Source organism: Streptomyces sp. BBFR102 (assembly GCF_051397025.1).
In the GTDB taxonomy this organism is placed as follows: Bacteria; Actinomycetota; Actinomycetes; order Streptomycetales; family Streptomycetaceae; genus Streptomyces.
In genome coordinates this window covers 2,859,911-2,874,296 of record NZ_CP195757.1, presented here as the reverse complement: position 1 = coordinate 2,874,296, position 14,386 = coordinate 2,859,911, and the positions used below count along the sequence as shown (strand labels likewise).

Genomic DNA, 14,386 nt, shown 5'->3' with positions numbered 1-14,386 from the left:
GAAGCGACCGGAACACGGCCCGCTCTTTGTTGCGCTCCCTGACCGCGCGTAAGTCTGATGACTACGATGCACAGGGCACCGATAACCGGGTGCTTCTGGAGAGGAGCGGCCACTATGGGGCGACGCCTCGCACCGATCACCCTGGACAACCTCGGAGCGCTTCCCGCACGCTGCCGCTCCTGCGTCTTCTGGGAACTCGATCCGGTCCGCGGTGAGGCGGCGGTCCGGGAGGGCCGCGCGGTGGTGGAGAAGGAAGCCTGGCTCTCCGCCGTCCTGCTGGAATGGGGCTCCTGCGGCCGCATCGCCTATGTGGACGACACCCCGGTCGGCTTCGCCCTCTACGCTCCAGCGGCGTACGTCCCCCGCTCGCTCGCCTTCCCCACCAGCCCCGTGGCGCCGGATGCCGTTCAGCTGATGACGGGCTGGCTGCGGCCTGAGTACCGGGGGCAGGGGTTGGGGCGGGTCCTGGTGCAGACCGTGGCGAAGGATCTGCTGCGGCGTGACTTCAAGGCGATGGAGGCGTTCGGTGATGCGAGGTGGCGAGACTCGGCCTGCCTGCTTCCCGCCGACCATCTCCTCGCCGTGGGCTTCAAGACGGTGCGGGCGCACCGTCGCCATCCCCGGCTGAGGCTGGAGCTGCGGGCGACGCTCTCCTGGAAAGAGGACATGGAGCAGGCACTCGACCGGCTTCTCGGCGCGGTGAAGCAGGACCCGGTGCCGCGGCCGCTGTAGGGAGCCCGGCTCGCGGGGCGGGCACCGGAGCGGAGACGAACATGGCCACCCCCCGAGGGGTGGCCATGTTTCACGTGAAACAGCGGGCGATGTTTCACGTGAAACATCGCCGGTTGCGCCCGGGCTCAGCCCTTGGCGCCACCGATGAAGCCTTCCAGGTCACGCACGATGGCGGCCTTCGGCTTGGCACCCACGATCGTCTTGGCGACCTCTCCGCCCTGGTAGACGTTGAGGGTGGGGATCGACATGACGCCGTACTTCTGGGCGGTCTCGGGGTTCTCGTCGATGTTCAGCTTCACGACCTCGATCTGCTCACCGTGCTCGGCGGCGATGGCCTCCAGCGAGGGGGCGATCTGACGGCACGGGCCGCACCAGGTCGCCCAGAAGTCGACGAGTACGGGCTTGTCGCTCTTGAGGACGTCCTGTTCGAAGGAGGCGTCGGTCACGTTCTTCAGGGCCACGGTGGGCTCCTTAGCTCTGAGGGGGGAGAGGTGGGGGAGGAAGGCTGTCGGGGACGAAGCCTCAGGCGGTGACGACCTGGGTCTTCTCGTGCCCCTCGGCGTCGGCCAGCGCGGCGAGGTAGCGCTCGGCGTCCAGGGCCGCGGAGCAGCCGGTGCCGGCGGCGGTGATCGCCTGCCGGTAGGTGTGGTCCACCACGTCACCGGCGGCGAAGACGCCCGTGACGTTGGTGAGGGTCGAGGGGGCGGCGACCTTCAGGTAGCCCTCGTCGTCCAGGTCCAGCTGGCCCTTGAAGAGCTCGGTGCGCGGGTCGTGGCCGATGGCGATGAAGAGGCCGGTCACCGGCAGCAGCTCGGTCTCGCCGTTCTTCAGGTTGCGCAGGGTCACGCCGGTGAGCTTCGGGTCGCCGTGGATCTCGGCGACCTCGCTGTCCCAGATGAACGTGATCTTCGGGTCGGCGAAAGCGCGCTCCTGCATGGCCTTGGAGGCGCGCAGGCTGTCACGGCGGTGGACGATCGTCACCGACTTGGCGAACCGCGAGAGGAAGGTGGCCTCCTCCATCGCGGTGTCGCCACCGCCGATGACGGCGATGTCCTGGTCCTTGAAGAAGAAGCCGTCGCAGGTGGCGCACCAGGAGACGCCGCGTCCCGAGAGGGTGTCCTCGTTGGGCAGGCCCAGCTTGCGGTGCTGCGAACCGGTCGTCACGATGACCGCCTTGGCACGGTGCACGGTGCCGGCGGTGTCGGTGACCGTCTTGATCTCACCCGAGAGGTCGACCGAGACGATGTCGTCGGGGACCAACTCGGCGCCGAAGCGCTCGGCCTGGGCGCGCATGTTGTCCATGAGCTCGGGGCCCAGCACGCCGTCCTGGAAGCCGGGGAAGTTCTCCACCTCGGTGGTGTTCATCAGGGCGCCACCCGCGGTGACGGCACCCTCGAAGACCAGCGGCTTGAGGGATGCGCGTGCGGTGTAGAGCGCGGCTGTGTAGCCGGCGGGCCCGGAGCCGATGATGATCACGTTACGGACGTCGGTCACGGCTTGATTCCTCGTCTCTGCGGACTGCATTGCCAGGGGCCTGATCCCTGCTGGGCTCTCACCCCACCCAACCGATCCTACGGGCCGTGCATTCCCGCGCCGCCCGCCTCTCGCGCGGGGCGACGCACGGCACAGCGGACCGCCCGGCGGCTGGGAGACGCAGGGCTCGGAGCTTCGGAGGCCGGGCTCAGGACCGGGGGTAGGTCCGGGTCAGCAGCACGTCGCCCGGCTCGCTCCCGGCGTCCACACAGATGGCATCGACCAGATAGGCGGTGACCCGGGCGCGGTCGCGACGGTCGGGCAGGACGACGAGGAAGGCATCGGTGCCCTCGTAGCGGCCGCGCTCCAGGGCGAGGGCCGGGTCGGTCCGCGCGATGGCCAGCTCCACGCAGGGGGGAACCTCCGGGCCGGTGCTCGTCAGCGGCTCGTTGAGCTCCGGCGCCTGGGGGCTGGACTGGATACCGAGCGAGGATTCCTCGCCCTTCCCGGCAGCCCCCGGCCCCCTCTTCTCCTGCCGGCCTTCGCTCGCATCCGTACCCGAGAGCAGCTCGGACACCTGGTCCTGGAGCCTTGCGTCGGAGTACACCGGGCCCGCGTCGGCGGAGGCGGCGGTGTCCGCGCCGTCGGACGGGCCGGTGCCGGTCAGTGTGGGTACCAGGACGGCGCCCAGCCCGAGGGTGGCCACCGCGAGGACCGAGGAGAGGACGACGCGTCGGCGCTTGGCCCGGCCTCCGGTCTTCCGCCCCGGGCCCGTGGCACCACGGCCCCGCCCCTCGGGGCGGTCGGGCCGCGCGGAACCGCCCTGGCCCGAGGCGACGGGAACGGCGGAGGGCGGTGCTTCAGCGGCGCTCAGCTCTGGCGGCTCGGCCTCCGGCGCGACCGTTTCACGCGATGTTTCACGTGAAACATCGGCGTGCGGCTGCTCGGCGGGCTCGGCCTGGGCGCCCTCCGCCGACGCGGGCGAGCCCTGCGGCCTACCGGTTTCCGGCGTCGGCCTGGCTTCGTCGACGGCGGGCTCCATGGACCCGAGGAGTGCTTCGGCGGCCAGGGCGGCATCGATCCGCCCCGCAACGTCGGCCGGCATCCGGGACGGCCCGGGCAGCGTACCCAGCAGGTCCCGGATCTCCTCCAGGGAGGAGCGGACGTCCGCGCAGAGGGCGCAGGAGTCCAGATGAGAGCGGACCTCGCCACTGCGGGCAGGACCCAGCAGTCCTTCCGCGAGGTCGGAGATCTCCGCCACGTCCAGGTGTCCGGCGTCGCCGGTCGCGTCGGTCATGGATGTCACGCTCGCCCACCTCCGCCCTTCATGGCAGCCGAATTCGCGGACCCGGAGTCTCTCGGGCCTGCCGCTGGTGGGACGGATGCCCCCTGCGTCCGGTTCCTTCCCCCACCAGCAGCGACGTTATCCCTGTCGGGTGGGGCGGAGTCCGTACGCAGATGGGTGACGAGTGGCAGGAGTCGCGCCCGGCCCCGGGCACACCGGCTCTTCACGGTGCCGGTGGGCACTCCGAGGATGCGGGCCGCCTCCGCCACCGGGTAGCCCTGCATGTCGACGAGGACGAGGGCGGCGCGCTGGTCGGGGGCGAGGGTGGCCAGGGCCTCGGCGAGCTGGCGCCGTACGTCGCCGCGCTCGGCAGGGGCGGAGGCCGCCTCGTGCGGTTCGAGCACCTGCTCCAGCCGTTGCGGGTCGTCCATGGGAGAGGTGCGGCGGGAGGCCGCCTTGCGAGCCCGGTCGAGGCAGGCGTTGACGGTGATCCGGTGGAGCCAGGTGGTCACCGCCGAGCGGCCCTGGAAAGTGTGGGCACGCCGGTAGGCGGAGACCAGGGCGTCCTGGACGGCGTCCGCCGCCTCCTCGCGGTCGCCGAGTGTCCGGATCGCGACTGCCCAGAGGCGGTCGCGATGGCGTCTGACCAGTTCGCCGAAGGCGTCCGGGTCGCCGCTGACGTGCGCGGCGAGCAGCTCGGCGTCGCCCGGCGCCCCGGATATGGCCTCGTCCACCGTGGAACCCTCCCCCCGGAGCTCCGCTCAGCCCCTGAGTTTCACATCCGTGATCGCCTGCTTGTACCCGGAGCCGCTGTACTGATCCCCCGGCGCCTGCGGGACGTGGGTGAGCCAGACCACGACGTACCGTGTCTTCACCGCTTGCTTGGCCTCGACCTTCGCCGCGGTGGACTGGGTGGTGGCGCTGCCGATCTTCTTCATGGAGCTGACGGGGGTGCCGGAGCTCATGGAGTCGGCCGCGTAGAACTCGACCGTGGTGCGGTCCCCGCCGTAGCGGAGCCCTATCGACATCGTGGAGAGGTCCTTCTCCGCACCGAGGTCGTAGACGATGCCGACGCCCTGCTTGTAGGGAGCGAGCCGCGGTCCGTCCACGAAGCTGCGGGAGCGCCAGTACGTGGAGCTGTCGCCGTCGTAGGTGTTGCCGACGGAGTCGGCGTTCTGCGGGGAACCGTCCGGGGCGTACTCGGCGGCGTTGGTGATCTTGTGGGTGGAGATCTTCGGCTTCTCGTCCGTGGTGTCCACCGGCTGGCTGGTCTCGGGCTGCTCAGGGGCGTCGCGGTCCATCAGGGCGTCCGCGAGCTGCCAGCTCCCGAGCCCGAGAGCGGCGATGAGCAGGGCGGCCACCCCCCACTTGAGGACCTTGCCGGTCCGGGTCTGCAACGGGGGCGGCGGGACGACCACCGGGGCGGTCTGCGCGGCGTGCGGCGTCGGCCGACCGTAGGAGCCCTGCTGGTAGCTGGTCCGCTGGTACTCGGGCGGTGCGGTGAAGACGGGCTCCGGCGGGCGGATGCGGGGCATCTCGGCGATGGCCCGCACCAGCTCGTCCGGGGTGGTGCAGGGGCTCTCCTGGCGGGAGGCGGTCGACCCGTCGTTGGCCAGGGCGCGCATGGCGAGTTCGGAGAGGCCCCGGTGGACACCCGCCCGCACCTGGTCAGGGGCGATGAGCCCCATGCCCTTGGGTAGCCCGGAGAGGCCGTACGCGTCGTCCTCGTACGGCCAGCGCTGGGTGAGCGAGGCGTAGAGGAGAGCGCCGATGGCCTCGGTGTCCGTGCGCTGGGGGCTGTCGACGTCGATGCCGCGGAGCGCGGCGTTCACCGCGAGGCCGCGGACGCGCCACTGGCCGGTGGAGGTGCGCAGGACGGAGCCGGGGTTGAGTCGGAGGTGGGAGAGGCCCTCGCGGTGGGCGGCGGCCATGGCCTGGGAGATCTGCTGAGCCAGCTGGTAGACGTCGTGCGCCTCCAGCGGTCCGGCGGCGAGGAGTGCGGTCAGCTCGGTGGCGTCCGGCAGCCACTCGTGGACCACGTAGACGATCTCGTCCTCCTCGACGGCGTCGAGGACCTGGACGAACCGGGGGTCGCCGAGGAGCGCCGCCGAGCGGGCGGCGGCCAGCACGGAGCGGGCGCGCGGGTGCTCGGCCGGCAGCAGGTGCACCCCCACGGCGCGGCGGAGCTTTTCGTCCACCGCCCGCCAGCTGCTGAAACCGTCCAGACGGGTGAGGCACTCCTCCAGCCGGTAGCGCCGGGCGAGTTTGTGCCCGCTGTGCAGCTCGGGGGCCGAGACCGTGGCGGAGCTGCCCGCCCGATCGGTCTCCTCTGTGCTCTGGGGTGCCGTATCCCGCTCCCGGGACTTCCCGTCGCCCGTGGACGCGCCCGCCTTGGCGGTCAGTGGTTCCTCACCACTGGTGTCGGCCACGTCGACGGCAGCCGTGCTCCGATCCGCCACCGTCGTTCCTGCCTCCCCATCCGTTGCACTCCGTACGACGCCAAACCCAATTGTGCCCACAGTCGGTCGCTATGCACGACACGCAGGCACTGCTGATGGTTGTGCGCTCTCAGCGTCCCAGACGCCCGCGGACCATTCCCACCAGAGAGTTGATCTCGTTGATCCGCATCTTCCGGCCGACGAGGAAGAAGACTGCCAGCAGCACCACGCCACCGCCGACCAGCGCCACCAGGGACCCCAGGGCGCCGCTGCCGAGCAGGCGCATCAGGAAGAAGGAGAGGCCGCCACCGAGCAGGGCCGCGGGGATCGCCGCGCCGATCAGCCGCGCGTAGGTCCGCAGCACGTGCGGGCCGTCCAGGTCGCCGCCCAGCCGCTTGGCCAGGCGCTTCCACGCCACGCCGACGCCGACCGCGTAGGCCAGGCCGTAGGAGGCGGCCATGCCGACCACGGCCCAGCGGGCCGGCAGTACGAGGTAGCAGACCCCGGAGGCGGCGGCGTTGACGGCGGCGACGATCACCGTGTTGTAGAAGGGGGTGCGGGTGTCCTCGTAGGCGTAGAAGCCGCGGAGCACCACGTACTGCACGGAGTACGGGATGAGACCGAGGGCGAAGGCCATGAGGATGTAGCCCATCGAGTGGGCCGCCTCGAGCCCGGCGGAGGAGAAGAGCAGGGTGGCGGTCGGCAGGCCGAGGGCGAGGAAGCCGAAGGCGATCGGGACGATGGCGACGGCCGAGTTGCGCAGGCCCTGCGAGATGTCGTCGCGGACGGCGCCGACGTCGTTGTCGCTCGCGGCGCGGGAGAGGCGGGGCAGCAGGGCGGCCATGACGGAGACCGTGATGATCGCCTGGGGCATGCCCCAGATGAGCTGGGCGTTGGAGTAGGCCAGGATGCCGGCGCCCTCGACGTTCGTCTCGGTGCCCGCGAGGGTGGCGAGCTGGGTGACGACGATGACGCCGGCCTGGTTGGCGAGGACGAAGAGGACGGTCCACTTGGCGAGGCGGACGGTCTTGCCGAGCCCGTGGCCCTTCCAGTCGAACCGCGGCCGGAAGCGGAAACCGGCCTCGCGGAGGTACGGGATCATCGCCAGCGCCTGGACGACCAGGCCGAGCAGGGTGCCGATGCCGAGCAGGCGGACGCCCTCGTCCGGAATGGTCGCCACCGTCATGCCGGAGGTGGCGGAGGAGCCGTAGACCCAGATGAAGAGCCCGAAGGTGGTGATCATCACGATGTTGTTGAGGACCGGGGTCCACATCATCGCGCCGAACTTGCCGCGGGCGTTGAGGATCTGGCCCATCACCACGTGGACACCCATGAAGAAGATCGTGGGCAGGCAGTAGCGGGCGAAGGTGATGCCGACGCGGTTGGCGTCGGGGTCGCTGGCCACGGGGTCCGACATCAGGTTGATCAGCAGCGGAGCCGCCAGGACCGCGAGGAGCACGATGGCGCCGAGCGCCACCATCACCAGCGTGAGCAGGCGGTTGGCGAAAGCCTCGCCGCCGTCCTCGTCGTTCTTCATCGCCCGTACGAGCTGGGGGACGAAGACGGAGTTGAGGCCGCCGCCGACGGTGAGGATGTAGATCATCGTCGGCAGGGTGTAGGCCACGGTGAAGGTGTCACCGAGGAGGGCCGCGCCGAGCGCCGCGGTGATGACCAGCGAGCGGACGAAGCCGGTCAGCCGGGAAACCATGGTGCCGGCGGCCATTATGGCGCTGGACTTCAGCAGCGAGGCCGCCTTGCCCTGCTTCTTCGGAGCCGGCGCGGGCTCGGGAGCGGCCTGCGGGGCGGGCGGGCCGACGGGCGGGCGTCCCCCGCCGCTCTGCTGCTGGTCCTTGTAGAGGTGGGCGAAGGCGTCGGGCTCGTGGCGCTCCTGACCGGCCTGGGACACGAGGTCGTCCACTCCCACGAACTGCGTCGTTCCGGTGGCGTCGCCGTACGGCAGGTGCTTGCCCGGGCCTGCCGGCTCCGGCGCGGGGGCCTGGGCCCAGAGTCGGGGATCGGGCGCCGGCTGCTCGGGCTGGGGCGGGCCGTACATCGGGGCCTGGGGCGCGCTGGGCGGCGGGGGGTGGGAGGCGCGGTCGTACAGGGCCTCGCCGACCGGGTCCTGGGCGCTCAGGTCGTGCGCGCGGTACGGGTCCTGCTCGTAGGCGTGCTGGAGGTAGGGGTCGGGCCCGGGCTGTTGGGGGAATCCCTCACCAGCGGGCCCACCGGGTTCCGGCGGGCCGGGCTGGTCCGCGCGGTTCCCCTGAGGTACCGAGCCGTCCGCGCGCTGGCCACGGTCACCGTTGTACGGCGCGTTCATGGTCTAACCCCACCTCATCGTCCCCGGGCCCACGGGCCACGACATTGCTCAGCGGTCCACTGTCTCACCCGGGCCGGACGGGGCCGGGTTTTCGGGAGCGGTGTCCGGGCCGTGGTCACCCGGCTGCCCGGGGCCGCCGTCCCCGCCCTGTCCCTCGTCCGCCGGGCCGGCGCCGGGGTCGCCCGGTGTGCCGCCCTGCTCCGCCTCCAGCTCCCGCGCCTGCCGCTTGCGTTGCGTGTACATGCGGAAACCGGCGAGGACGAGCAAGAGTACGCCGCCCGCGAGGACCAGCATCACCGTCGGGGTGAACTCCGTGACGTTCACGTCGAAGCGGATCGGGGCGCCGTAGGCCCGGCCGTCCTCCGTGTACAGCTGGGCCGTGACCGGGACGGGGCCGTTGGCGTTGGCGGTGGTGGTGAACTTCACCGACTGGCTGTGCCCCCCGGAGACCTTGACCGGCTGGTCCTCATAGCGCCCCTCGCCGATCTTGAGGCGGGTCGGCTTGGAGGACTCCAGCCGCAGCACCAGGTTGTCGACGCCCTGGAGCAGGTTGTTCTGCACGGTCACCGGGATGGTGGCGCTGTGACCGGAGAGCTTCGCCTCGCTCTTCTCGATCAGCTGCACGCTCCCGATCAGCTGGTTCAGGTACGTCGAGACCGCGGAGCGGAACTGCTGCGCCTCTTCGGCCCGGCCGCGCCACGAGGTGGACATCTCCCGGTCTATGGCGCGGCCGAAGGGCGGCACCACGCGATCCTGGTTGGTGAGGATGACCTTGAAGCGGTCCAGCTTGTCCTGGGTTTCCTTGATCTCCTCGAACGCGGCCTTCGGCAGCTCCTGCTTCCGCAGCGCCGAGGGGTACGAGGCGTTACCCGGCACCCGGGTCGTGGCGCGCGGGTCGGGCTCGGTCTTCGCCGCAGCCGTCAGGTTCTGCGAGGTGGACCACCGCTCGTCGTCCAGGGCCCGCAACGCCTCCGCCATCGTCCGTGCCTGGCTGGCGGTGGGCATCCGCTGCGGGGCGACGACGAGGCTGCGCTCGTTCCCCTCGTCCTGGAGCGTGGTCATCAGCGTCTGGGCCACGAACCGCTGCACGGCGAGGGTCGCGTTGCCGGCCTTGGTCATATCGCCCTGGAAGAGGGTGGAGAGCCGGTCGTCGGAGACCACGGCCGTGATCCCGCCGCCGATGGGACGGGCGGCCGACGGGGTGTAGGTGAGGCTTCCGGCCTCCCGCATGCCGCCGCTGCGGGCGATGACGTTCCGGGCGCCCGCCGAGGTAGCCACGTCGATGATGGAAGGGGAGACCGCGCCCTCCACTGGCCAGGCGAAATCCGTACTGGGCTTGACGTGGAGGATCGTCTCCACCGTGCTGGCGGCCACGTCGGTGGCGTCCTTCAGCCGGCCGAGCGAACCGGAGACGTTCTTTCCCCGGTGGGCGATCGAGGCGATGTCGGGATCGCCGTAGGGGAGGGCGACGATCTTCTTACCCGCCACCGCGCTCTCCACGGAGGCCAGCCAGTCGGTGGCGAGCTTCTTGCTCTGCTGGGTGCCGGGGCGGGTGGTGCCGTCCGCGTCGCGCACCCGGTAGCCGCCGCGCATCGCGTCGACCGAGGCCAGCAGGTCGGGGTCGACGACCCAGGTGATGTCGAGCTCCCGGCCGAGGGCGACCATGCGCTCCAGCCGACCGCCCGGGGCGATCTCCCCGGCGAGGCTGTCGTCCTCGAAGACCGGCGTCTGCTCCTCGTCGGAGTCGGTCTCCGCGGTGAGGTGCGGGGTGGAGACGAGCGGCCACAGCACTGTGAGCGAGGTCTGGCCGTCGGCCGCCTTCGGCTGCCACGGCAGGAAGGTCCGCTCGATGCCCTGCACCTGCTGGTAGGGCTGGGCGGCCGTCTGCCCGCTCAGCGAGACGCCGAGCTGGTAGATGCCGTTGCCGTCGAGGTCGAGGTCGTCGACCGGCACCGAGAGGCGGAACGGCAGCGACCGGCCCGCAGCCAGCGAGTCGATCTCCTGGGCGTACTCGTCGTCGATCTCCAGGCCGTCGGCGCCCGGGGAGAAGCCGTCGCGGCGGGCGGCGTGATCGATGGCACTGCGTCCGTTGAGGACCGGGCCGACCCGGAGGCCGACGTGGGCATCGGTGATCGTGCGCTTGCTCTGGTTGGTGACCGTGCCGGTGATCGTCAGGCGGTCGCCCTTGACCGGCGCCGCCGGGCTGAACGAGTCCAGGGAGACGGAGACGGGCTGACCGGTGCGCGCTCGGGTCCCGGCTGCGGGCGTCTGGGGGGCCGGGGCGGCCTGCGCGGCGGGAAGGTGCAGCAGCCCGCCGAGGAGGGCCGTACCGGCGAGGAGGGCCGCGCCCCGGCCGAGCCACCTGCGGGCAGCTGACGGGCCGGTCCTCGGGATGTCTGCCGCCTCGGCCACGCGCTCGTCCGTCCCTCGTTCGTCAGCTCGGTCGGTGGTTGTCGGGTGATGCGTCCAGGCATCGTAACGAGGGGAACTGAGCCGAAGTGCCGGGGAGTGCTCCAGAGGATCTTCGCGAGCCCGTCTGCCCGGAAGCGGGGCGGCCCACGCCGACTCGGGCACGTACCCTTTTCTGTTGTGCCGAACGCCAACGAAGACAAGCCCCGTGAACTGAGCCAGGCGCAGCGCCGCGCTGTGAGCGAACTGCTGCGCGTCTCCCCTGCCGCGGACGACCTAGCCCGCCGCTTCGAGGAGGCCGGACACTCCCTCGCCCTGGTGGGTGGCTCGGTCCGCGACGCGTTGCTCGGGCGGCTGGGGAATGACCTGGACTTCACCACCGACGCACGGCCCGAGCAGGTTCTGAAGCTCGTCCGCCCGTGGGCGGACGCGGTGTGGGAGGTCGGCATCGCCTTCGGGACCGTCGGCTGCCAGAAGCGGGCCCTGGTCGAGGGTGAGGAAGTCGCCTTCGAGATCGAGATCACCACGTACCGCTCGGAGGCGTACGACCGCACCTCCCGCAAGCCGGAGGTCTCCTACGGCGACTCGATCGAGGATGACCTGGTCCGCCGCGACTTCACGGTCAACGCCATGGCGGTGGCCCTGCCGCAGAAGACCTTCGTCGACCCGTACGGCGGCCTGGAGGATCTGGCGGCGCAGGTGCTGCGGACGCCCGGGACGCCCGAGGCGTCCTTCTCCGACGACCCGCTGCGGATGATGCGCGCCGCGCGGTTCGCCGCACAGCTCGACTTCGACGTGGCGCCGGAGGTGGTCGCCGCCATGACGGAGATGGCCGAGCGGATCACCATCGTCTCCGCGGAGCGGGTCCGCGACGAGCTCAACAAGCTCCTGCTCGCCGCCCACCCCCGCAAGGGCCTCACCCTGCTCGTCGAGACCGGTCTGGCCGCGCACGTGCTGCCGGAGCTGCCGGAGCTGCGACTGGAGAGTGACGAGCATCACCGGCACAAGGACGTCTACGAGCACAGCCTGACCGTCCTGGAGCAGGCCATCGACCTGGAGGAGGACGGCCCCGACCTGACCCTCCGGCTCGCCGCGCTCCTCCACGACATCGGCAAGCCGCGCACCCGCCGCTTCGAGAAGGACGGCCGGGTCTCCTTCCACCACCACGAGGTGGTCGGCGCCAAGCTGGTGAAGAAGCGCATGACGGCGCTCAAGTACGCGAACGAGCTCGTCAAGGACGTCTCCCGGCTGGTCGAGCTCCACCTGCGCTTCCACGGCTACGGCACCGGCGAATGGACGGACTCCGCGGTCCGCCGGTACGTCCGCGACGCGGGCCCCCAGCTGACCCGCCTGCACAAGCTGACCCGTTCCGACTGCACCACCCGGAACAAGCGCAAGGCGGCGGCGCTCTCCCGGGCCTACGACGGCCTGGAGGAGCGCATCGCCCAGCTCCAGGAGCAGGAGGAGCTGGACGCCATCCGGCCCGACCTGGACGGGAACCGGATCATGGAGATCCTCGGGGTGGGCCCCGGGCCCGTGATCGGCAAGGCGTACGCCTTCCTGCTCGACCAGCGGCTGGAGAACGGCCCCATGGGCGAGGAGGCGGCTGGGGCCGCTCTCAAGGAGTGGTGGGCCGAGCAGAGCTGACCGCCCCGTTCGGGGACGGACAGCGCGGAGGGTCGGGATGTTTCACGTGAAACATCCCGACCCTCCGTTCATGCCGGGGTAGGGCGGCGTTACCCCTTGCCTTCCGTATGTGATGTTTCACGTGAAACATCCGCGGTCGGCGCGGGTGCCCGGTCGGGGATCAGGCGTCGTCCAGGCAGAGCACGAAGCTGTCGCTGCCGTTGGTCTGGGTGTAGGCGTACTTGAAGCCGTCCGCCTCGGCCTCGCACTTGGACTGGGCGATCATGCCGGTGAACTTGCCCTCGACCTTGGCGAGCACCTTGTACTCCGCCTTGTCGGAGCCGCACTCCACGACTTCGAGGTCCGGGTTGCTGTCGTCGTCGCTGCCCCGGTGCATGCAGTCGCCCACGGCAGCGGTCTTGGCGTCGTCCTGGCTGGCCCACCAGCCGCCGCCGATGACGGCGAGGGCGATGACGGCGCCGACGATCCGCAGGATGTTCTTCTTGTTCTTGGCCGGCGGCTCCGGGGCGGCGCCGGGCATGCCGGGGGCCGCGTAGGGGCCCTGCTGTGGGAAGCCCGGCTGGGGCTGGCCCTGCGGGGGAACCCCAGGCTGCGGCTGGTTCGGGGACTGCGGCTGGCTGTACGGGTTCTGGCCCTGCGGAGGCTGCTGCCCGTACGGGTTCTGGTCCTGGGGCGGCGGAGTGGTCACTTGGGGGTCCCCCTGGGGAAAGCGAGGCATGGCCTCGTGCGACAAGACGCCCGTAAGCTAACCGGCCGCGCTGACGGTCGAAGAGTGAACGAGGGGTCTGTGGCACTGATGTGACACTTACTGGCGGTCAAAACGGGTCATGAGCAACGCAACCGCCCCATAGGCCAGGGCCACCAGGCCCACCAGGGCGGCCGACCTGCCGTCAGCGGGGAGCAGGAGTGCGGAGACTCCGGCGGCCGCCACGAAGGCGACGTTGAAGAGCACGTCGTAGACCGAGAAGATGCGGCCCCGGAAGTCGTCCGCGACCGATGCCTGGACGATGGTGTCGGTCGCGATCTTCGCCCCCTGGGTGGCCACTCCGAGTACGAAGGCCCCGGCCAGCAGCGGTACGGGTGCGAAGGTGAGCCCCAGGGCCAGTTCCAGTACCCCCGCCCCGGCGGCGCAGGCGACGATCCAGCCGGCGGCGCCCAGCCGGCGGGCGGCCGAGGGGGTGACGAGCGCGGCGACGAGGAACCCGGCGCCGGAGACGGCGACCGCGACCCCGAGGAGCGCGAGTCCCTCGGCCTCGTCGTCGGACCAGGCGTACCGGCAGAGCATGAGGAGCATGACGGTGAGCGCTCCGTAGCAGAAGCGCAGGGCGGCCATGGCCGCCAGCGCCCGCGCGGCCCCGCGCCTACCGGGCTCGCGCAGGTGGCGTACCCCGTCGACGAGTCCGCGGGCCGATCCCCCGACCGCGGTGCGCAGATGCTGGAGCTGGCCGGGGGCGGGCCCGAGGAGGGGGACGGCCAGGGTGAGGGAGGCGGCGGCCGCGGCGAGGTAGAGGAGTCCGCCGAGCAGCAGTACCACCGCGTCGGAGTCCGCGACCAGCAGCCTGACGAGGAAGGCGAGCCCCCCGCCTGCGGTGGCGGCGAGGGTGCCGGCGGTCGGCGAGAGCGCGTTGGCGATGACCAGTTCGTCGCGTGCGACCACCCGGGGCAGCGCGGCGGAGAGTCCGGCGAGTACGAACCGGTTGACCGCGGTCACGCAGAGGGCGGCCACGTAGAAGAGCCAGTCGGGCACCCCGGCGACCATCAGGGTGGCGGTCAGCGCGGCGAGGACGGCGCGCAGCAGGTTGCCGTAGAGGAAGACCTGGCGGCGCCGCCACCGGTCGAGGAGGACTCCGGCGAAGGGGCCGATCAGGGAGTACGGGAGGAGGAGAACCGCCATGGCGGAGGCGATGGCGGCGGCGGAGGTCTGCTTTTCGGGCGAGAAGACGACGTAGGTCGCCAGGGCGACCTGGAAGACGCCGTCGGCTCCCTGGGAGAGGAGACGGACGGTGAGCAGCCGCCGGAAGTCCCGCACACGCAGGAGTACTCGCAGGTCACCGACGACAGCCATGGAGCCAGAGTCGCACG

The 14,386-nt window shown here is 71.2% G+C and carries 11 protein-coding genes; 2 read left to right on the top strand and 9 right to left on the bottom strand.

Features of this window, described 5'->3' with window-relative positions:
- Positions 1 to 114: 114 nt before the first annotated feature.
- Entirely contained in the window at positions 115 to 732 is a 618-nt protein-coding gene (locus tag ACSLIC_RS12735) for an N-acetyltransferase family protein (protein ID WP_436737774.1), read from the top strand.
- Positions 733 to 857: 125 nt separating this feature from the next.
- On the opposite strand, the gene trxA is transcribed toward ACSLIC_RS12735, so the two are convergent.
- From trxA to ACSLIC_RS12700, 7 genes are all read right to left on the bottom strand, one after another.
- Positions 858 to 1,193: a thioredoxin gene (trxA, locus tag ACSLIC_RS12730; RefSeq protein WP_436737773.1), complete on the bottom strand. Its 336-nt coding sequence runs from the start codon at positions 1,191 to 1,193 to the stop codon at positions 858 to 860.
- A gap of 61 nt (positions 1,194 to 1,254) precedes the next feature.
- Complete coding sequence (gene trxB, locus ACSLIC_RS12725; RefSeq protein ID WP_436737772.1) at positions 1,255 to 2,226, bottom strand: thioredoxin-disulfide reductase; 972 nt, start codon at positions 2,224 to 2,226, stop codon at positions 1,255 to 1,257.
- A 187-nt stretch (positions 2,227 to 2,413) separates the two neighbouring features.
- Complete coding sequence (locus ACSLIC_RS12720; RefSeq protein WP_436737771.1) at positions 2,414 to 3,502, bottom strand: hypothetical protein; 1,089 nt, start codon at positions 3,500 to 3,502, stop codon at positions 2,414 to 2,416.
- A 5-nt stretch (positions 3,503 to 3,507) separates the two neighbouring features.
- Positions 3,508 to 4,224, bottom strand: coding sequence for an RNA polymerase sigma factor SigM (gene sigM, locus ACSLIC_RS12715; protein ID WP_436737770.1), 717 nt, complete (start codon positions 4,222 to 4,224; stop codon positions 3,508 to 3,510).
- Positions 4,225 to 4,251: 27 nt separating this feature from the next.
- Entirely contained in the window at positions 4,252 to 5,949 is a 1,698-nt protein-coding gene (locus tag ACSLIC_RS12710) for a protein kinase family protein (protein WP_436737769.1), read from the bottom strand.
- A 109-nt stretch (positions 5,950 to 6,058) separates the two neighbouring features.
- Positions 6,059 to 8,248, bottom strand: a complete 2,190-nt coding sequence (gene murJ / locus ACSLIC_RS12705) for a murein biosynthesis integral membrane protein MurJ (protein WP_436737768.1) — start codon at positions 8,246 to 8,248, stop codon at positions 6,059 to 6,061.
- Positions 8,249 to 8,296: 48 nt separating this feature from the next.
- Positions 8,297 to 10,660, bottom strand: coding sequence for a DUF6049 family protein (locus ACSLIC_RS12700; RefSeq protein ID WP_436737767.1), 2,364 nt, complete (start codon positions 10,658 to 10,660; stop codon positions 8,297 to 8,299).
- Positions 10,661 to 10,837: 177 nt separating this feature from the next.
- Here ACSLIC_RS12700 and ACSLIC_RS12695 point away from each other — a divergent pair, with 177 nt between their 5' ends.
- Entirely contained in the window at positions 10,838 to 12,304 is a 1,467-nt protein-coding gene (locus ACSLIC_RS12695) for a CCA tRNA nucleotidyltransferase (RefSeq protein ID WP_436737766.1), read from the top strand.
- Between the two features lie 160 nt (positions 12,305 to 12,464).
- Here the strand turns inward: ACSLIC_RS12695 and ACSLIC_RS12690 are convergent, their stop codons facing one another.
- A complete protein-coding gene (locus tag ACSLIC_RS12690; protein WP_436737765.1) occupies positions 12,465 to 12,992 on the bottom strand; it encodes an LppU/SCO3897 family protein in 528 nt (175 codons plus the stop codon).
- A gap of 117 nt (positions 12,993 to 13,109) precedes the next feature.
- Positions 13,110 to 14,369: an MFS transporter gene (locus tag ACSLIC_RS12685; protein WP_436737764.1), complete on the bottom strand. Its 1,260-nt coding sequence runs from the start codon at positions 14,367 to 14,369 to the stop codon at positions 13,110 to 13,112.
- Positions 14,370 to 14,386: the final 17 nt, after the last annotated feature.

Bases quoted from the DNA above. Each gene is read 5' to 3' on its own strand.
- ACSLIC_RS12735 (WP_436737774.1), top strand. From the start codon at position 115: ATGGGGCGACGCCTCGCACCGATCACCCTGGACAACCTCGGAGCGCTT.
- ACSLIC_RS12720 (WP_436737771.1), bottom strand. From the start codon at position 3,502: ATGACCGACGCGACCGGCGACGCCGGACACCTGGACGTGGCGGAGATC.
- murJ (WP_436737768.1), bottom strand. From the start codon at position 8,248: ATGAACGCGCCGTACAACGGTGACCGTGGCCAGCGCGCGGACGGCTCG.
- ACSLIC_RS12685 (WP_436737764.1), bottom strand. From the start codon at position 14,369: ATGGCTGTCGTCGGTGACCTGCGAGTACTCCTGCGTGTGCGGGACTTC.